Genomic DNA, 18141 nt, shown 5'->3' with positions numbered 1-18141 from the left:
TCCGGCCTCAGCGGCGGGGCTGACGGCGCCAGGGGCCGGTGATCGCGACCATGATGCCCGGCGTCTGGATGTTGGCGAACAGCGTCTCGCCGTCGGGCGAGAAGACGACGCCGGTGAACTCGCTGTCGTTGAGGTCGTTGCGGGCGATGGGGTAGGTGCGGCCCGAGTCGGTCGCGCCGAAGAGGTGCTGGACGCCCTCGCCGTCCTCGGCGATGACGAGCCCGCCGTACGGGGAGACGGTGATGTTGTCGGGGCCGTCGAAGGCGCCGTCCTCGTCCGGGGCCGCGTTCACGCCGAGCAGCACCTTGAGGGTGAGGGTGCGGCGCTTCGGGTCGTAGAACCAGACCTGGCCGTCGTGCGCGGCGCCGGGGCTCTCCTCGCGCGCGTAGGAGGAGACGACGTAGGCGCCGCCGTCGGCCCACCACATGCCCTCCAGCTTGCGGGCGCGGGTGACCTGGCCGTCCGTGAACTGCTTGCGGACGGGGGTGGTGCGGGCGTCGCGGTCGGGGACGTCGACCCAGTCGACGCCGTAGACGGTGCCGATCCGGGTGGCGCGGGACAGGTCGTCCACGAAGCGGCCGGAGGAGTCGATGCACTTGAAGGCCTGGAGCACACCGGCGTCGTCGGCGAGCGCGCGGAGCTTCCCGCGGCCGTGCTCGAAGCCCTGCGGCGGGACCCAGCGGAAGAGCAGCCCGTTGGGGCCGGAGGCGTCCTCGGTCAGGTAGGCGTGGCCGTGCTTGGGGTCGACGACGACGGCCTCGTGGGCGTAGCGGCCGAAGGCCTTGATCGGCTTCGGGTCGAGGTTGGCCCGGCGGTCGCGCGGGTCGACCTCGAAGATGTAGCCGTGGTCCTTGGTCATGCCGTTCTTGCCGGCCAGGTCCTCGGTCTCCTCGCCGGTCAGCCAGGTGCCCCAGGCGGTGCGGCCGCCCGCGCAGTTGGTGGAGGTGCCGGCGACGCCGACCCACTCGGCGACGGTGCCGTCGCGGTGCACCTCGACGACCGTGCAGCCGCCGGCCGCGGCCGGGTCGTAGACGAGCCCCTCGGCGAGCGGGACGGGGTGCTCCCACTTGGCGCGGGGGCCCTTGAGCTCGTGGTTGTTGACGAGGTACGTGGTGCCGCGCGGGCCGGCGAAGGCGGCGGTGCCGTCGTGGTTGGAGGGCGTGAACTCGCCGGACTCGAGGCGCGTCACGCCGCTGTGGGTGACGACGCGGTACGAGAAGCCCTCGGGCAGGGCGAGCATCCCGTCGGGGTCGGCGACCAGCGGGCCGTACCCGAGCGTCCGCTCGTGACCGTGGCCGGCTCCGTACGCCTCCGGCTCGTCGGACGCGAGCGCCTCGGGGGCGGTGGCGAGAGCGCCGACGGCTCCGGTGAGGGCGAGGCCCGCGCCGGCGACGGCGGACTGCTTGGTGAACTCTCTGCGGTTGAGCGGCATGGTGGTGGAGTCTCCCTGTGATGGCCGGATCTCGCGGGCCACCCTCCCGCGTCCCCGCGAACACCGCCTGAACACCACGGGAACAGCACCGGGCGCCCCTCCGGGGGCCGCCGCGCGGGGCACCCCGGTGGGGTGCCCCTTCCGTGGCCCCGGGTCAGGAGCCCGAGCGGGAGCGGGCCTTGAAGGCGGCCTTGCGGGCGTCCTTCGCCACCGTCTTGTCACGGTGGAGGCGGCCCATCGCCTCCAGGACCTCCGCCGTGGCGGGGTGCTCCACCCGCCAGGCCGCCTCGAAGAAGCCGCTGTGGCGGCCGGTCAGGCCCTCGATCAGCTCCTGGAGTTCCTGGAGGTCGCCGTCCGAGGAGAGCTGGGCCGCGATCGTGTCGATCGCCAGCCAGAAGATCATCGACTCCGGCGGCGCGGGCACGTCCGTGGCGCCGCGCTCGGCGAGCCAGACCCGGGCGAGGCCGCCGAGTTCCGCGTCGTCCAGGACCTCCCGGACGGCGGGCTCCGCCTCGGCGCCCACGAGGGAGAGCGTCTGCTGGCAGTGGAGGCGGCGGAGCGGGGAGGCGGCGTCGGCGCCCCGGGCGGCGTGCAGCAGCTCGCGGGCCGCGTCGAGCGCGTCGCGGCCGGCCAGCCACGCGGCGGTCTCCTCGCGGGCAGCGGCCTCCGGGTATCCGGCGATCCCGTCGAGGAGCGCGTCGGCGCCCTTCTCCGTCAGGTCGCCGACGGCGGGCGCGTCCACGCCGGCCTCCAGCATCCGGGCCCGGACGCCGTAGAGCCCGAGCGGGGTGAGCCGGACCATGCCGTAGCGGGTGACGTCCTCCTCGTCGACGGGCGGCGCGGGCTCCTCGCCCTCCTCGGCCATGAGGGCCTCGTCGACGGGCTGGTACTCGACGAGTCCGATCGGTTCGAGCAGCCGGAACTGCTCGTCGAGCCGCATCATCGCGTCCGAGACCTGCTCCAGGACGTCGTCGGTGGGCTCGCCCATGTCCTCGGGGACGACCATCGACGCGGCGAGCGCGGGCAGCGGGACGGGGCCTTCGCCGGCTCCGCCCTCGCTGACGGTCAGCAGGTAGAGGTTGCCGAGGACGCCCTCCAGGAACTCGGCCTCGGCCTCGGGGTCCCAGTCGAGCGCCTCGACGTCGATCTCGCCGTCCTCGCCGAGGATCGCGTCCAGGTCGTCGAGGACGGGCGCGACGGCGTCGGCGAAGACGGCGTCGAAGCCGTCCAGCCAGAGTCCGAGGACGTCCTGGGGCGAACCGCCCGTGACCAGCGCGAGGTTCTCACCGGGGCCGGCCCGGCCGGGGAGGTCGGCGTCCTCGCCGTCCTCGACGGCGACGAGACCGGTGTCGACGGCGAGCCGCCAGGCGTCGCCGGCCCAGGTCTCGCCGTCCTCGTCGTCGGCGAGGCCCAGGACCTCGGCGGCCTCGGGGAGCTGTTCGTCGACGAGCTCGCCGCCCGCGTCGACCCGGGTCCCGGGCCCGGCCCAGCGGGCGAGCCGTACCGCCTGGGCGAGGAGGGGGGCGGCCAGGGCGTCCCGCGCCAGCTCCGCGTCCGCAGGCAGCCGAACGGGGGGAAGGGTGGGGTGCTCCACTGACATCTGGGGGGTCTCCTCGACGCGTGCGTGGGTGAAGGCGAAAGGGGCTCAACGAGACTCCTCAGGGTAGACGCATCCGGGACCCCGTCCGCCGGTTCACGGATCCGTCAGCCTTCGTACACCCGTCGACTCTTGACAAGTGCGGGGCTCTCACAAGAGATTGACGCGCGTAGATTCATCTGCCGATCCTCCAAGCACCCTCGGAGCCTCTGATGTCTTCGTCCATACCGAGATTCGCCGCGGTCTCCGCCGTCGTCGCCTCCGCCCTCGCCGCCGGTCTGCTCGCGGGTCCGTCGAGCGCCGCCGCGGAGATCACCACCGCGGAGGCCACCGCGGACAGCGCCGCCGCCGGCGTCCGCGTCCACGACATCCAGGGCACGACGCGCGTCTCTCCCCTCGTCGGCAAGCAGGTCACCGGCGTCACGGGCATCGTCACCGGCGTCCGCACCTACGGCTCGCGTGGATTCTGGATCCAGGACCCGGAGGCCGACGCGAACCCGGCCACCAGCGAGGGCATCTTCGTCTTCACGAGCTCCGTCCCGACCGTCGCCGTCGGCGACGCGGTCAGCCTGAGCGGCACGGTCACCGAGTACGTCCCCGGCGGCCTGAACTCCGGCAACCAGTCGCTGACCCAGATCTCGAAGCCGGTCGTCAAGGTCGTCTCGAAGGACAACCCGGTCCCCGCCCCGGTCACGATCTCGGGCTGGTCGGTCCCCGACGCGTACGCCCCCGAGGGCGACCCGGCCGCGGGCGGCTCGATCAACGGCCTGACCCTGGACCCCGAGACGTACGCCCTGGACTACTACGAGTCCCTGGAGGGCACCAACGTCCGGATCGACTCCTCGCGGGTGGTCGGCGCCACCGACCCGTACGCGGAGCTCTGGGTGACGGTGAAGCCCTGGGAGAACGACAACGAGCGCGGCGGCACGGTCTACGGCTCGTACGAGTCCCAGAACACCGGCCGGCTCCAGATCCAGTCGCTGACCCCGCTGGCCCAGCAGCCCTTCCCCAAGGCGAACGTGGGCGACCGGCTGACCGGCACCACCGAGGGCCCGCTCGACTTCAACCAGTTCGGCGGCTACACGCTGACCGCCCGCACCCTCGGCACGGTCGTCGACGAGGGCCTGGAGCGCGAGACCACGGACAAGCAGCACAAGAACGAGCTGGCCGTGGCGACGTACAACGTCGAGAACCTCGACCCGAGCGACCCGCAGGAGAAGTTCGACGCGCTCGCGAAGGCGGTCGTCGAGAACCTCGCCTCGCCCGACATCGTCGCCCTGGAGGAGATCCAGGACAACAACGGTGCCAAGAACGACGGCACGGTCGCCGCCGACGTGACGGTGAAGAAGTTCACCGAGGCGATCGTGGCGGCCGGCGGCCCGGCGTACGAGTGGCGCTCGATCGACCCGCAGAACGGCAAGGACGGCGGCGAGCCCGGCGGCAACATCCGTCAGGTCTTCCTCTTCAACCCCGAGCGGGTCTCCTTCACGGACCGCGCGGGCGGCGACGCGACCACCGCCACCGCCGTCACGGGCACCAAGGGCCGCGCCGCGCTGACCCTCTCCCCCGGCCGCATCGACCCGGCGAACGCCGCCTGGGAGGCCAGCCGCAAGCCGCTCGCGGGCGAGTTCGTCTTCCGCGGCCGTACGGTCTTCGTGATCGCCAACCACTTCGGCTCGAAGGGCGGCGACGAGTCCATCGTCTCGCACCACCAGCCGCCGAACCGTTCCTCCGACGCGAAGCGGCTGCTCCAGGCGCAGGCCGTCAACGCCTTCGTGAAGGACATCGTCGCGCTCGACAAGCAGGCCGACGTGCTCGTGGTCGGCGACATCAACGACTTCGAGTTCTCCGGCACGGCGCAGGCGCTGACGGACGGCGGCGTGCTCTACCCGGCCGTGAAGTCGCTGCCGGTCAGCGAGCGCTACTCGTACGTCTACCAGGGCAACAGCCAGGTCCTCGACCAGATCCTGACCAGCCCGGGCGTGCACCACTTCGAGTACGACAGCGTGCACATCAACGCCGAGTTCGCCGACCAGGACAGCGACCACGACCCGCAGGTCCTGCGCTTCCGCCCCTGACGGCCCGGGCCCGACCCGAAAGACGGGCCCCGGGTCCGTCACACGCCCGCGCTCAGACTGAGCGCGGGCGTGTACCGCCGCACCCGGCCGCCCACGAGCGCCGGGTGGTGGTGCACCCGCTTCCAGGCCTCGCTCAGCCGGGCGTCGTCCGCCAGCCACTCCACATGGGCCTGCTCGCTCTCCCACTCGGCGTAGTTCAGGACCCGGCCGCCGTCGACGGACAGATGGAACTGCGCGCTGACCCCGCCGTACGCCGGCCGCGTCGCCGTGTCCCCGTCCAGGGCGGTGAACACGGCGTCCACCCAGTCCTCCCGGCGCCCCTCCTCGGCCCCGTCGAAGTCGGCCTCGACGACCACCACGACCCCGGGCAGCTCCGCCGTCCCCGTCCCGCCGCGGACGGCGGAGCGGTGGATCGGCCCGTAGCGGCGGAGCTCCACCCGCTCGATGCCGGGCACGGCGGCGTCGATCTCGGCGTTCCGGTCGTCGCGGTAGGTGCGGACGAAGTCGTCGTAGGCCTGCTGCTCGGTCCACTGCGAGTAGTGCAACAGCGTGTCCCCGTCGGTCCCGATGGCGACGCTGTACGAGAGCAGGCCGAGGTCCGGCCACGCGCGGCTCTCCCAGGCCGTCCGGATGGCCTCGACGGCGGCGCGCTGGCGCTCCGGGGTGCCGACCCTCCAGGTGCTGACGAGGACGGCGCCGACTCCGGGGCGGTGGAGGTCGGGACGGGCATCGGGGTGGGCGACGGCGTTCATGGGGCGTCTCCTCCTGCTCGGTTCGGATGACTCGACCCTCCTCCCTCAACCTTGGTCGAGGTCAAGGGGTTTCACCGTGGGAGACTTCGCGCCATGATCCTCCGCCCCGCCACCCGCGCCGAACTGCCCGCCGTCCTCGCCCTCCTCGCCGACGAGGACGAGGTCGTGGACCCCGCCTCGGTCGTCGTCACCGACGCGTACGAGCGGGCCTTCGCGGACATCGAGGGCGATCCGCGCAACGAGATGCTGGTCCTGGTGGACGGCGGTCTCGTCCTGGGCTGCCTCCAGGCCACGTACATCCCGGGGCTCGGCAAGGGCGGCGCCGAGCGGGCCCTGCTCGAGGCGGTCCGGATCAGGGCCGACCGGCGCGGCGGCGGGCTCGGCCGGGAGCTGATCGAGCGGGCCGTGGCGCGGGCGGGGGAGCGCGGCTGCGCGCTCGTCCAGCTGACCAGCGACAAGCGGCGGACCGACGCCCACCGCTTCTACGCCTCGCTGGGCTTCGCGCGCAGCCACGACGGTTTCAAGCGGACGCTCTGACCAAGCAGGCGGGCGCTCTAACCGAGCAGGTGCCCGCCGCCGTCGACGAGGAGGACCTCCCCGGTGATGTACGAGGCGTGGGCCAGGTCGAAGACGGCGCCGGCGATGTCCTCGGGGCGGCCGACCCGGCGCAGCGGGACGACCCCGGCCACGTGCTCCTTGGCGGCGTCGGCGCCCTCGACGCCGTCGAACCAGGGGGTGTCGACGAGGCCGGGCGCGACCGCGTTGACGCGGACGTCGGGGCCGAGGGTCTTCGCGAGGAGCTTCGTCATGTGGTTGACGGCGGCCTTGGAGACGGCGTACGGGATGGAGCTGCCGCCGGGCCGGACGCCGGCCTGGGAGGAGACGGTGACGACGCTGCCGCGGGTCTTCCGCAGGTGCGGGACGGCGGCGGTGACGGTCTGCCAGACGCCGATGACGTTGACGTCGTAGAGGTGGCGCCAGACCTTGGGCGAGGCGGCTTCGAGGTCGTCGTGGGGGATGAACCGGGTGGTGCCCGCGCAGTTGACGAGGAGGTCGAGGCGGCCGAGGGCCTCCACGGTCCGCTCCACGAGGTCCTTGGCCTGGTTCTCGTCGGAGACGTCCGCCCGGAGGTAGACGGCGCCGGGCAGTTCGGCGGCGAGGCGTTCGCCGGCCTCGACGGAGCGCGCGGAGTTGACCGCGACCCGGTAGCCGGCCCCGGCGAGGCGGCGGGCGACGGCGGCGCCGATGCCCGAGGACGATCCGGTGACGAGTGCGACGCGCTGTTCGCTCATGCTGTGCTGTTCTCCATGTCCCCCTGTCGCGCCCGACCGATCATGCCAGAAGGCATCGTTCACAGAAACTGAATTCTCGAACCAAGCAGATCTAAGTGGACCTTCACGGTCGCTCGCGCACAGACTTCACGAATGAACACTGAACGCCCCTTCGGGCGCGCCCTCTGCGCGATGATCACCCCGTTCACCGCCGCCGGCGCGCTCGACCTCGACGCGGCGGGGGAACTCGCCGTCCGGCTCGTCGCGGAGGGCTGCGACGGCCTGGCCCTCAACGGCACGACGGGCGAGTCCCCGACCACCACCGACGCCGAGAAGGCCGCGCTCGTCCGCGCCGTCCGCGAGGCGGTCGGCCCCGGCCCGTCGGTCCTGACGGGGGTGGGCACCGCCGACACCCGCCACACCGTGGAGCTGGCCCGGCAGGCCGAGGAGGCGGGGGCGGACGGGCTGCTCGTCGTCACCCCGTACTACAGCCGTCCCCCGCAGTCGGCCGTCGAGGCGCACTTCCTGAAGGTCGCGGACGCGACCGGGCTGCCGGTGATGGTCTACGACATCCCCGGCCGCACCGGCACCCGGGTCGAGCCCGCGACGATGCGACGGCTCGCCCGGCACCCGCGGATCGTGGCGGTGAAGGACTGCGCGTACGACCTGCTCGGTTCGGCCCGGCTGATCGCGGAGACGGGCCTCGCCTACTACTCCGGGAGCGAGGAGCTGAACCTGCCGCTGTACGCGGTGGGCGGCGCCGGCTACGTCAGTACGGTGGCGAACGTGGCACCGCGCCGGCTGCGCGCGGTCCTGGACGCCTTCGACGCGGGCGACACCGCGGGCGCGGCCCGGCTCAACGCCGAGCTCCTGCCGCTGGCCGAGCTGATGATGGCCTCGGGCCTGCCGGGCACGGTGACCGCGAAGGCGCTCCTCGGCGGCCCGGTGCGCGAACCGCTGCGGCCCGCCGACCGGGAGACGGCCGACGCGCTGCGCGCGGCGCACGGGGCGCTGGTCCGGGCGGAGTCACCGGTGGGGCCGCGCCCGGGGACCGCGGTCGGCTGACCGCCCTCCCGGCCGTGTGAGGCCGGGGCGGGCGGTCGGCCCGTCCTGCCGGTGCCTCAGTTGTGGCTGTGCAGGATGTCGTTCAGTCCGCCCCAGACCGCGTTGTTCGGGCGGGCCTCGACGGCGCCGGTGACCGAGTTGCGGCGAAAGAGGATGTTGGAGGCGCCGGAGAGCTCGCGGGCCTTCACGATCTGGCCGTCGGGCATGGTGACCCGGGTGCCGGCGGTGACGTACAGGCCGGCCTCGACGACGACCTCGTCGCCCAGCGCGATGCCGACGCCCGCCTCGGCGCCGATGAGGCAGCGCTCGCCGATCGAGATGACGACGTTGCCGCCGCCGGAGAGGGTGCCCATGGTGGAGGCGCCGCCGCCGATGTCGGAGCCGTTGCCGACGACGACGCCGGCGGAGATGCGGCCCTCGACCATGGAGGTGCCGAGGGTGCCGGCGTTGAAGTTGACGAAGCCCTCGTGCATGACGGTGGTGCCGGCGGCGAGGTGGGCGCCGAGGCGGACGCGGTCGGCGTCGGCGATGCGGACGCCGGCGGGCACGACGTAGTCGGTCATGCGCGGGAACTTGTCGATCGAGGTGACCGAAAGCTGCAGGCCCTCGGCGCGGGCGTTGAGCCGCACCTTCTCGATGTCGTCGACGGCGACCGGACCGAGCGAGGTCCAGGCGACGTTGGCGAGCAGGCCGAAGACGCCGTCCAGGCTCTGGCCGTGCGGCTTGACCAGCCGGTGGCTGAGCAGGTGGAGGCGCAGGTAGGCGTCGTGGGCGTCGAGCGGCTTCTCGTCGAGCGAGGCGATGACGGTGCGGACGGCGACCACCTCGACGCCCCGGCGGGCGTCCACGCCGAGGGCCTTGGCGGCGCCCTCGCCGAGGGCGTCGACGGCCTCCTCGGGGGTGAGGCGCTCGGTGCCGGCCGGGCCGGCGGCCTCGGTCAGCTCGGGGGCGGGGAACCAGGTGTCGAGAACGGTGCCGTCACCGGCGATGGTGGCGAGGCCGGCGGCGACGGCGCCGGTGGTGCGAGGAGCAGTGGTCATGACGGAAAACCTAACGGGCGGCCCCCTGCCCGGGCCAACCGGTCTCAGGTGTCGGTCGGGTCCGTGGGCGGTTCCGACGAGGTCCCGGCCTGTCGTTTCGGGTCTTCGTTCAGGAGCCGGGCCAGCATCTCCCGGGCGTACCCCTCGTCGTACGGGGCACCGGTGAGCAGCACCTGGAGGCTGATGCCGTCCATGAGGGCGACCAGGGCGCGGGCGGTGACGGGTCCGGTGCGCGGGGCGAGGGCGGCGACGACCTCGTCGGCCCATTCGGCGGCGACGGGACGCAGGGCGGGGCGGCGCAGGGCGGCCAGGTAGAGCTCGTACTCCAGCTCCACGCCGGTGGGTTCGGCGCCCAGCCACTCCCCCATGAGCGCGGCGAGGCCGGCGGCGAGGTCGGGCGCGTCGAGCTCGGGGCCCTGCCGCAGCCGGGCCCCGAAGGTGCCGTTGACCCGGCGGAGCGCCGCGACGAGGAGTTCGTCGAGGGAGGCGAAGTGGTACGTGGTGGAGCCGAGCGGCACGTCGGCCTCGACGGCCACCGTGCGGTGGCTGAGGCCGGCGATCCCTGCGCGGCCGACGACGGCGAGGGCGGCGTCGACGATCCGCTCGCGCCGTCCGGGGTCGTGTCTCCGGGCCCGTGTCATGAGTGCGCGCCGCCGAGGTTGAGGACGGCGACCCCGGCGACGATGAGGACGATTCCGGCGATCTTGGCGGCGCCGAGGCTCTCGCCGAGGAAGAGGTAGCCGATGAGGGCGACGACGGCGGTGCCGGCCCCGGACCAGATGGCGTAGGCGGTACCGACCTCGAGCGTCTTGAGCGCCCGGGCGAGGAGCACGAAGGCCAGGAGGTAGCCCATGCCGGTGACGACGGAGGGCCAGAGCTTGGTGAAGCCCTCGCTGTACTTCATCGAGGTGGTGGCGAGTATCTCCGCCGCAATGGCACCCGCGAGCAGTCCGTAGCCCATGCGTACGAGCGTACACAGCGCTGTCTACGGGCGTACACGACGGTCACCGATACGGTGTCCCGCATGACCTATCCCCCAGGCCCGCCGGGTCCGCCGTACGGCTACGGCTACCCGCCGCCGCCTCCGCCGCCGAAGCCCGGCGTGATACCCCTGGCGCCGCTCGGCTTCGGCACGATCCTGAGCGGCGCCTTCGCGACCTTCGGGCGCTACTGGAAGCAGTTGCTCGGCGTGACGGGCGTCGTCTACGGCGCCGCGCTCCTGATCGTCGGCGTGGCGGCCGGCATCGCGTACACGGCCGTCGGCGACGCCTTCCCCGCCGTGTTCGACCTGCCGGAAGGCCAGGAGCCCCGGTGGGACGACGTCCGGCCGCTGATCGTCGCCTTCGTCTGCGTCTGGCTCGCCGCGATGATCGCGATGCTCTGCGCGAGCGCCGTGGTGGCGGCGGCCTGTCCGGCCGTGGTCCAGGAAGCGGTCCTCGGCCGGCCCACGACCTTCGGCGCGGTCTGGCGCCGCGCCTGGTCCCGGATGCCGGCCGTCCTGGGCACGGTGGTGCTGACGGGCCTGGCTCTGGTGGTCCCGATGGTGCTGTTCCTCGTGGCCTTCGCCTGGATGGTCACGGCGCTGCTCCTGGCCGCGGACGACGCGACGGGCACCCCGGTGACCGGCCTGTTGCTCGTCCCCCTGGCCGCCATCGGTCTGGCTCTGCTCATCGCCCCGCTCGCGATGTGGATCTGGGTGAAGTTCAGCCTGGCCCCGGCGGCGGCGGTGATCGAGGGGCAGGGCGCCGTCGCCTCGATGCGCCGCTCCTCGTCCCTGGTCCGCGGCTCCTGGTGGCGCGTGTTCGGCTACCTGCTCGCGGCCGGCCTGATGGCCTCCGTGGCGAGCTGGTTGATCCAGCAGCTGCTCTCGCTGCTGGTCTCGGCCCCGCTCTCGACCGCCGACTTCTCCGGTGAGGACCGGGGCGCCCTGATCGCCTCCCTGGCGGCCCTCATCGGCGTCCTGGCCATCGGCCAGATGATCACCCAGGCGGTCGCCTCGCTCTTCCCGCCGATCGTCACCGGCCTGCTCTACGTCGACCAGCGCATCCGCAAGGAGAACCTGGCCCCGGAGCTGGCCCGGGCGGCCGGATTCCTCTAGAAACGCGGAACGGCCGTGCCCCGAAGGACACGGCCGTTCATCCGCGAACGGATCAGACGTTGAAGCCGAGCGCGCGCAGCTGCTCGCGGCCGTCGTCCGTGATCTTGTCCGGACCCCACGGGGGCATCCAGACCCAGTTGATCTTCAGCTCGCTGACGATGCCGTCCGTCGCGGACTTCGCCTGGTCCTCGATCACATCGGTCAGCGGACAGGCCGCCGACGTCAGGGTCATGTCCAGCGTCGCGACGTTCGAGTCGTCGATGTGGATGCCGTAGATCAGGCCCAGGTTGACGACGTCGATGCCCAGCTCGGGGTCGACGACGTCGTACAGGGCCTCACGGACCTCTTCCTCGGAGGCCGGCTTCATCGTGGCCTCGGCGTTCTCGATCATGCCGACTTCCTCACAGACTTGTCGGAGTCTCCCAGCGCCTGGGCGGTCGCGTCCTTCCACGCCATCCAGCTGAGCAGCGCGCACTTCACACGGGCCGGGTACTTGGAGACCCCGGCGAACGCGACCGCGTCCTCCAGGACCTCCTCCATCGCCTCGTCCGGCTCGATCTGGCCCTTGGACTGCATCAGCTCCAGGAAGGTGCCCTGGATCTTCTGCGCCTCGGCCAGCTCCTTGCCGACGAGCAGCTCGTTGAGGACGGAGGCCGAGGCCTGGCTGATGGAGCAGCCCTGGCCCTCGTACGACACGTCCTCGATGCGCGAGCCGTCGTACTTCACGCGGAGCGTGATCTCGTCGCCGCACGTCGGGTTGACGTGGTGCACCTCGGCGTCGCCGTCCCGAAGACCGCGCCCGTGGGGGTGCTTGTAGTGGTCCAGGATGACGTCCTGGTACATCGAATCCAGCTTCACGAGCCGTTCCCCTAGCCGAAGAAGTTACGGACGTGCTCCAGTCCCTCGACCAGGGCGTCGACCTCGGCCGGAGTGGAGTACAGATAGAACGACGCCCGCGTGGTCGCAGGAATTCCGTACCGAAGGCAGACCGGCCGCGCGCAGTGGTGGCCGACCCGGACCGCGATGCCCTGCTCGTCGAGGACCTGGCCCACGTCGTGCGGGTGGATGTCGCCCAGCGTGAAGGAGATCGCCGCGCCGCGGTCCTCGGCCGTGGTGGGGCCGATGATCCGCAGGTCGGGCACCTCCTGGAGGCGCCGGACGGCGTACTCGGTGATCGCGTGCTCGTGGCGCGCGATGTTCTCCATGCCGATCGCCGACAGGTAGTCCACGGCCGCGCCGAGGCCGACGGCCTGGGCGATCGGGGGCGTACCCGCCTCGAACTTGTGCGGGGCCGGCGCGTACGTCGAGGAGTGCATCGAGACGGTCTCGATCATCTCGCCGCCGCCGAGGAAGGGCGGGAGGTCCTCCAGGAGCTCCTGCCGTCCCCACAGCACGCCGATGCCGGTCGGGCCGCACATCTTGTGGCCGGTGAAGGCCACGAAGTCGGCCTGGAGCGCCTGGACGTCCAGGACCATGTGCGGGGCCGCCTGGGAGGCGTCGATGCAGACGAGCGCACCGACCTCCTGGGCGCGGCGGATGATCGTCTCCACCGGGTTGACCGTGCCGAGCAGGTTCGAGACCAGCGTGAACGAGACGATCTTGGTCTTCTCGGTGATGACCTCCTCGATGTTCGAGAGGTCGAGACGGCCGTCGTCGGTGAGGCCGAACCACTTCAGCTTCGCGCCCGTGCGCTGCGAGAGCAGCTGCCACGGCACGATGTTGGAGTGGTGCTCCATCTCCGTGATGGCGATCTCGGTCTCGTGGTCCACGCGGTAGGGCTCATCGGCCCAGCCCAGCATGTTGGCCACGAGGTTGAGCGACTCGGAGGCGTTCTTGGTGAAGATCACCTCGTCGCGGCTCGGCGCGTTGATGAAGGCCGCGACCTTGTCACGGGCGCCCTCGTACAGCGCCGTCGCCTCCTCGGCGACCGTGTAGACGCCGCGGTGGACGTTGGCGTTGTGACGCTCGTAGTACTGGTTGAGCGCGTCGAGGACCTGGCGCGGCTTCTGCGAGGTCGCCGCGGAGTCGAGGTACACGATCTTCTTGCCGTCGTGGACCACGCGATCCAGGAGCGGGAAGTCCTTGCGGATCGCCTCGGTGTCGAGGAGGCCGGTCAGCCCCTGATGGGCGGAAGTCACGCGGATGCGCCACCCTTCACGTACTTGTCGTAGCCCTCGTTCTCCAGGACGTCGGCGAGCTCGGCGCCGCCGGACTCGGCGATGCGGCCGTTGGCGAAGACGTGCACGAAGTCGGGCTTGATGTAGCGCAGGATGCGCGTGTAGTGGGTGATCAGCAGGGTGCCGACCTCACCGGTCTCCCGGACGCGGTTGACGCCCTCGGAGACGATGCGCAGGGCGTCGACGTCGAGGCCCGAGTCGGTCTCGTCGAGGATCGCGATCTTCGGCTTGAGGAGCTCCAGCTGGAGGATCTCGTGGCGCTTCTTCTCACCGCCGGAGAAGCCCTCGTTGACGTTGCGCTCGGCGAAGGCCGGGTCCATCTGGAGCTGCTCCATGGCGGACTTGACCTCCTTCACCCAGGTGCGCAGCTTGGGTGCCTCGCCGCGGACGGCGGTGGCGGAGGTGCGCAGGAAGTTGGAGACCGAGACGCCGGGGACCTCGACCGGGTACTGCATGGCGAGGAAGACGCCGGCGCGGGCGCGCTCGTCGACCGACATCTCCAGGACGTCCTCACCGTCGAGGGTGACGGTGCCGCCGGTGACCGTGTACTTCGGGTGACCGGCGAGGGAGTACGCCAGGGTCGACTTGCCGGAGCCGTTGGGGCCCATGACGGCGTGGGTCTCGCCCTGCTTGATGGTCAGGTCGACGCCCTTGAGGATCTCGCGGGGGCCGTTCTCCGCCTCGACGGAGACGTGCAGGTCGTGGATTTCAAGCGTAGCCATGGGTGACTCAGGACTCCTGGGTGACGGAGACGAGCACATCGTCCCCTTCGATCTTTACGGGGTATACGGGGACGGGGCGCGTCGCGGGAAGGCCGGAGGGCTTGCCCGTGCGCAGGTCGAAGCTGGAGCCGTGCAGCCAGCACTCGATCGCGCAGTCCTCGACCTCGCCCTCCGAGAGGGAGACGTTCGCGTGCGAGCAGATGTCGTTGATCGCGTACACCTCGCCCTCGGTGTGCACGACCGACACCGGCGTGCCGTCGACCTCGACCCGCTTCGGGGTGTCGGCCTCCAGCTCGCTCAGCGCGCAGACTCGGACGAAGGCCATCAGACGGAGGCCTCCAGCTCGGCCTCGATCTTGGCGAGGAGTCGCTCCTGGACGTCCGGCAGACCGATCTGCTGGACGAGCTCCGCGAAGAAGCCGCGGACGACGAGGCGGCGGGCCTCGGTCTCCGGGATGCCGCGGGCCATCAGGTAGAAGAGCTGCTCGTCGTCGAAGCGGCCGGTGGCCGAGGCGTGACCGGCGCCGGCGATCTCGCCGGTCTCGATCTCCAGGTTCGGCACGGAGTCGACCCGGGCACCGTCCGTGAGGACCAGGTTCCGGTTGAGCTCGTACGTGTCGGTGCCCTCGGCGGCGGCCTGGATGAGCACGTCGCCGATCCAGACGGCGTGCGCGTCCTGGCCCTGCAGCGCGCCCTTGTAGGCCACGTTGGACTTGCAGTGCGGGGTGTTGTGGTCGACCAGGAGGCGGTGCTCCTGGTGCTGGCCGGCGTCGGTGAAGTACAGACCGAAGAGCTCGGCCTCGCCGCCGGGGGCCGCGTACGACACCCGCGGGTGGATGCGGACGACGTCGCCGCCGAAGGTGACCACGACCGACTTGAAGGAGGCGTCGCGGCCGACCAGCGCGTTGTGCTGGGCGACGTGGACGGCCTTCTCGTCCCAGTCCTGGACGGAGACGACGGTCAGCTTGGCGCCGTCGCCGAGGACGTAGTCCACGTTGGCGGCGAGCACGGCGTCACCGGTGTGGTCGAGGACCACGACGGCCTCGGCGAAGGCGCCGAGCTCGATCACCTGGTGGCCGAAGGCGACGCCGCCCTGGCCGTGCACGGAGATCCGGATCGGCTCGGTGAGCACCGTCTCCTTGGCGACGGTGACGACCGAGGCCTTCTCGAAGGAGGAGTACGCCTGGGCGGCGACGCGGTCGACGGGCGTGCCGGCCTTGCCGAGGCGCTCGTCGTCGCGGCCGACGGTCTCCACGGTGACGCCCTCGGGGGCCTCGACCTCGACCTTGACGCCCTCGCCGGAGACGACGGCGGTGCCGTCGTGGAGGCCGCGCAGGCGCGCCAGCGGGGTGAACCGCCACTCCTCCTCGCGGCCGTGCGGGACGGGGAAGTCCGCGACGTCGAAGGACGGGGGCGCGCTCATGCGCGTGGCGACGGTGGACTCGGCGGCCACCGCGATCGAGCCGGCGGTGGTGGACCCCGCCGGGATGTTCTGAGCCTCAGCCATGGCTGTCGTGTTGCTCTCTTCCTGCCTCGTCTTACGGGCCCGCCCCGTGCGGTGGGCCGGTCCGGCGGGCGCCTTGCGGCGCCGGCCGGAGACCTGCCGTCGTGCGGCGGGCTCGCGGGGCTCAGCGACTGAGCCCGGGTCGTTTGCCTGGTCTGCGGGGCGCTCTAGCCCACCGCGCCTTCCATCTGCAGCTCGATCAGCCGGTTGAGCTCCAGGGCGTACTCCATGGGGAGCTCCTTGGCGATGGGCTCGACGAAGCCGCGGACGATCATCGCCATGGCCTCGAACTCGGTGAGGCCGCGGCTCATCAGGTAGAAGAGCTGGTCCTCGGAGACCTTGGAGACGGTGGCCTCGTGGCCCATGGAGACGTCGTCCTCGCGCACGTCCACGTAGGGGTACGTGTCGGAGCGGGAGATCGTGTCGACGAGCAGCGCGTCGCACAGGACGTTGGACTTGGCGCCCGGGGCGCCCTCGCCGATCTCGATGAGACCGCGGTAGGAGGTGCGGCCGCCGCCTCGCGCCACCGACTTGGAGACGATGTTGGAGGAGGTGTTCGGGGCCATGTGGACCATCTTGGCGCCGGCGTCCTGGTGCTGGCCCTCGCCCGCGAAGGCGATGGAGAGGGTCTCGCCCTTGGCGTGCTCGCCCATCAGGTAGACGGCCGGGTACTTCATGGTGACCTTGGAGCCGATGTTGCCGTCGACCCACTCCATGGTGGCGCCCTCGTAGGCGACGGCGCGCTTGGTCACCAGGTTGTAGACGTTGTTCGACCAGTTCTGGATGGTCGTGTAGCGGCAGCGGCCGCCCTTCTTCACGATGATCTCGACGACGGCGCTGTGCAGCGAGTCGGAGGAGTAGATCGGGGCGGTGCAGCCCTCGACGTAGTGGACGTAGGCGTCCTCGTCGACGATGATCAGCGTCCGCTCGAACTGGCCCATGTTCTCCGTGTTGATGCGGAAGTAGGCCTGGAGCGGGATCTCGACGTGCACGCCCTTCGGCACGTAGATGAAGGAGCCGCCGGACCAGACGGCCGTGTTCAGGGAGGCGAACTTGTTGTCGCCGACCGGGATGACGGTGCCGAAGTACTCCTTGAAGAGCTCCTCGTGCTCCTTCAGCGCGGTGTCGGTGTCGACGAAGATGACGCCCTGCTCCTCCAGGTCCTCGCGGATCTGGTGGTAGACGACCTCGGACTCGTACTGGGCCGCGACACCGGCGACGAGGCGCTGCTTCTCCGCCTCCGGGATGCCGAGCTTGTCGTACGTGTTCTTGATGTCCTCCGGCAGGTCCTCCCAGGACTCGGCCTGCTTCTCGGTGGACCGCACGAAGTACTTGATGTTGTCGAAGTCGATGCCGGAGAGGTCGGAGCCCCAGGTCGGCATGGGCTTCTTGCCGAAGAGGCGCAGACCCTTGAGACGCAGCTTGAGCATCCACTCGGGCTCGTTCTTCTTCGAGGAGATGTCGCGGACGACGTCCTCGTTCAGACCGCGCTTGGCAGTGGCACCGGCGGCGTCGGAGTCGGCCCAGCCGTACTCGTACCGACCCAGGCCCTCGAGCTCGGGGTGGCTGATCTCGGTGGTCATGCGGGGTTCCTCCCGGCCGTGCTTGCGGATGCTGTTTCGGTGGTCTGTGGGGTGCTGTGCGGGATGAACGTGGTGCAGACGCCGTCACCATGCGCGATGGTGGCCAGACGCTGGACGTGCGTTCCCAGGAGGCGGGAGAAGAATTCCGTCTCCGCCTCACACAGCTGGGGGTACTGCTCGGCGACGTGGGCGACCGGGCAGTGGTGCTGGCAGAGCTGCTCGCCGACCGGCGCGTTCCGCGCAGTGGCAGCGTACCCGTCCGCCGTGAGGGCCTTGGCCAGCGCCTCGGTCCGCTGCGCGGGCTCGGCCGACTCGACGGCCTCGCGGTACGCCCCGGCCTGGGCCTCGATCCGGTCGCGGGCGAAGGCGGCCACGGCCGCCTCCCCTCCGGCGTTGCGCTCGATCCAGCGGAGCGCCTCGACGGCGAGGGAGTCGTACGACTGGTCGAAGGCGTCCCGGCCGCAGTCGGTGAGCGCGAAGACCTTCGCGGGGCGGCCACGGGCCCGGGTCCCGTAGACGCGCTTCTCGCGGGCCTCGACGACGTTCTCGGCGACCAGCGAGTCGAGGTGGCGGCGAACGGCGGCCTGGGTAAGGCGGAGCCGTGCGGCCAGGTCGGCGACGGTCGAGGGCCCGTGGTCCAGGATCGACCGCGCGACCCGGTTGCGCGTGGAACGCTCTCGGGTCGCGAGTTCCTCCACCGGAGCCGCGCCAACGTTTTTCACAACACCATTGTTGCGTAATTAATCGGGGAGTGACAAGCGGCGCCCTGGCCGGTGACGGTGCGGTACGTCACTCAGGTAAGGCTTACCTGACCTGCGAAAAC

19 protein-coding genes are annotated in these 18141 nt (G+C 71.4%); 4 read left to right on the top strand and 15 right to left on the bottom strand.

Annotated elements, in window-relative coordinates:
* Positions 1 to 7: 7 nt before the first annotated feature.
* The gene (locus BLW86_RS28620; RefSeq protein ID WP_093876702.1) at positions 8 to 1432 is read right to left on the bottom strand and encodes an alkaline phosphatase PhoX; all 1425 of its coding nucleotides are present in this window, start codon (positions 1430 to 1432) and stop codon (positions 8 to 10) included.
* Positions 1433 to 1586: 154 nt separating this feature from the next.
* A complete protein-coding gene (locus tag BLW86_RS28615; protein WP_093876701.1) occupies positions 1587 to 3032 on the bottom strand; it encodes a hypothetical protein in 1446 nt (481 codons plus the stop codon).
* A gap of 209 nt (positions 3033 to 3241) precedes the next feature.
* Here BLW86_RS28615 and BLW86_RS28610 point away from each other — a divergent pair, with 209 nt between their 5' ends.
* A complete protein-coding gene (locus tag BLW86_RS28610) occupies positions 3242 to 5107 on the top strand; it encodes an endonuclease/exonuclease/phosphatase family protein (RefSeq protein ID WP_093876700.1) in 1866 nt (621 codons plus the stop codon).
* Between the two features lie 38 nt (positions 5108 to 5145).
* Here BLW86_RS28610 and BLW86_RS28605 read toward each other — a convergent pair whose 3' ends face one another.
* Positions 5146 to 5859, bottom strand: a complete 714-nt coding sequence (locus BLW86_RS28605) for an antibiotic biosynthesis monooxygenase family protein (protein ID WP_093876699.1) — start codon at positions 5857 to 5859, stop codon at positions 5146 to 5148.
* 93 nt (positions 5860 to 5952) lie between these two features.
* On the opposite strand from BLW86_RS28605, the gene BLW86_RS28600 reads away from it, so the two are divergent.
* Positions 5953 to 6396, top strand: coding sequence for a GNAT family N-acetyltransferase (locus BLW86_RS28600; RefSeq protein ID WP_093876698.1), 444 nt, complete (start codon positions 5953 to 5955; stop codon positions 6394 to 6396).
* 17 nt (positions 6397 to 6413) lie between these two features.
* Here the strand turns inward: BLW86_RS28600 and BLW86_RS28595 are convergent, their stop codons facing one another.
* Entirely contained in the window at positions 6414 to 7151 is a 738-nt protein-coding gene (locus BLW86_RS28595) for an SDR family NAD(P)-dependent oxidoreductase (protein ID WP_093876697.1), read from the bottom strand.
* A gap of 132 nt (positions 7152 to 7283) precedes the next feature.
* Here BLW86_RS28595 and dapA point away from each other — a divergent pair, with 132 nt between their 5' ends.
* Entirely contained in the window at positions 7284 to 8195 is a 912-nt protein-coding gene (gene dapA / locus BLW86_RS28590; RefSeq protein ID WP_093876696.1) for a 4-hydroxy-tetrahydrodipicolinate synthase, read from the top strand.
* A 56-nt stretch (positions 8196 to 8251) separates the two neighbouring features.
* Here the strand turns inward: dapA and dapD are convergent, their stop codons facing one another.
* Genes dapD through BLW86_RS28575 form a run of 3 tightly spaced genes read right to left on the bottom strand, consistent with a single transcriptional unit; the run spans position 8252 to position 10196 of the window.
* Positions 8252 to 9235: a 2,3,4,5-tetrahydropyridine-2,6-dicarboxylate N-succinyltransferase gene (gene dapD, locus BLW86_RS28585; protein ID WP_093876695.1), complete on the bottom strand. Its 984-nt coding sequence runs from the start codon at positions 9233 to 9235 to the stop codon at positions 8252 to 8254.
* Between the two features lie 44 nt (positions 9236 to 9279).
* Positions 9280 to 9876: a TetR/AcrR family transcriptional regulator gene (locus BLW86_RS28580; protein WP_093876694.1), complete on the bottom strand. Its 597-nt coding sequence runs from the start codon at positions 9874 to 9876 to the stop codon at positions 9280 to 9282.
* The gene (locus tag BLW86_RS28575) at positions 9873 to 10196 is read right to left on the bottom strand and encodes a DMT family transporter (protein ID WP_093876693.1); all 324 of its coding nucleotides are present in this window, start codon (positions 10194 to 10196) and stop codon (positions 9873 to 9875) included. The genes BLW86_RS28580 and BLW86_RS28575 overlap by 4 nt, the downstream gene beginning before the upstream one ends.
* Positions 10197 to 10259: 63 nt before the next feature.
* Between BLW86_RS28575 and BLW86_RS28570 the strand changes: the two genes are divergently transcribed.
* Positions 10260 to 11333: a DUF7847 domain-containing protein gene (locus tag BLW86_RS28570; protein ID WP_093876692.1), complete on the top strand. Its 1074-nt coding sequence runs from the start codon at positions 10260 to 10262 to the stop codon at positions 11331 to 11333.
* Between the two features lie 52 nt (positions 11334 to 11385).
* Here BLW86_RS28570 and BLW86_RS28565 read toward each other — a convergent pair whose 3' ends face one another.
* From BLW86_RS28565 to BLW86_RS28530, 8 genes are all read right to left on the bottom strand, one after another.
* The gene (locus BLW86_RS28565; protein WP_093876691.1) at positions 11386 to 11724 is read right to left on the bottom strand and encodes a metal-sulfur cluster assembly factor; all 339 of its coding nucleotides are present in this window, start codon (positions 11722 to 11724) and stop codon (positions 11386 to 11388) included.
* Complete coding sequence (gene sufU, locus BLW86_RS28560) at positions 11721 to 12191, bottom strand: Fe-S cluster assembly sulfur transfer protein SufU (RefSeq protein WP_093876690.1); 471 nt, start codon at positions 12189 to 12191, stop codon at positions 11721 to 11723. The genes BLW86_RS28565 and sufU overlap by 4 nt, the downstream gene beginning before the upstream one ends.
* A gap of 11 nt (positions 12192 to 12202) precedes the next feature.
* Positions 12203 to 13471, bottom strand: a complete 1269-nt coding sequence (locus BLW86_RS28555) for a cysteine desulfurase (RefSeq protein WP_093876689.1) — start codon at positions 13469 to 13471, stop codon at positions 12203 to 12205.
* Positions 13468 to 14232 carry a Fe-S cluster assembly ATPase SufC gene (gene sufC / locus BLW86_RS28550; protein ID WP_030692513.1) on the bottom strand — a complete coding sequence of 255 codons (765 nt, stop codon included), beginning with the start codon at positions 14230 to 14232 and terminating at the stop codon, positions 13468 to 13470. The genes BLW86_RS28555 and sufC overlap by 4 nt, the downstream gene beginning before the upstream one ends.
* A 7-nt stretch (positions 14233 to 14239) precedes the next feature.
* The gene (locus BLW86_RS28545; protein WP_030692512.1) at positions 14240 to 14557 is read right to left on the bottom strand and encodes a bifunctional 3-phenylpropionate/cinnamic acid dioxygenase ferredoxin subunit; all 318 of its coding nucleotides are present in this window, start codon (positions 14555 to 14557) and stop codon (positions 14240 to 14242) included.
* Positions 14557 to 15738 carry a Fe-S cluster assembly protein SufD gene (gene sufD / locus BLW86_RS28540; RefSeq protein WP_093876688.1) on the bottom strand — a complete coding sequence of 394 codons (1182 nt, stop codon included), beginning with the start codon at positions 15736 to 15738 and terminating at the stop codon, positions 14557 to 14559. Before sufD ends, BLW86_RS28545 begins: the two co-directional genes overlap by 1 nt.
* Positions 15739 to 15902: 164 nt before the next feature.
* Positions 15903 to 17318 carry a Fe-S cluster assembly protein SufB gene (gene sufB, locus BLW86_RS28535; RefSeq protein WP_093876687.1) on the bottom strand — a complete coding sequence of 472 codons (1416 nt, stop codon included), beginning with the start codon at positions 17316 to 17318 and terminating at the stop codon, positions 15903 to 15905.
* Complete coding sequence (locus BLW86_RS28530) at positions 17315 to 18040, bottom strand: helix-turn-helix transcriptional regulator (protein WP_093876686.1); 726 nt, start codon at positions 18038 to 18040, stop codon at positions 17315 to 17317. The genes sufB and BLW86_RS28530 overlap by 4 nt, the downstream gene beginning before the upstream one ends.
* Positions 18041 to 18141: the final 101 nt, after the last annotated feature.

The organism is Streptomyces sp. TLI_105 (assembly GCF_900105415.1).
GTDB lineage: Bacteria > Actinomycetota > Actinomycetes > Streptomycetales > Streptomycetaceae > Streptomyces.
Note: the sequence above shows the minus strand (reverse complement) of the source record. Positions and strands in the feature narration are given on the sequence as shown.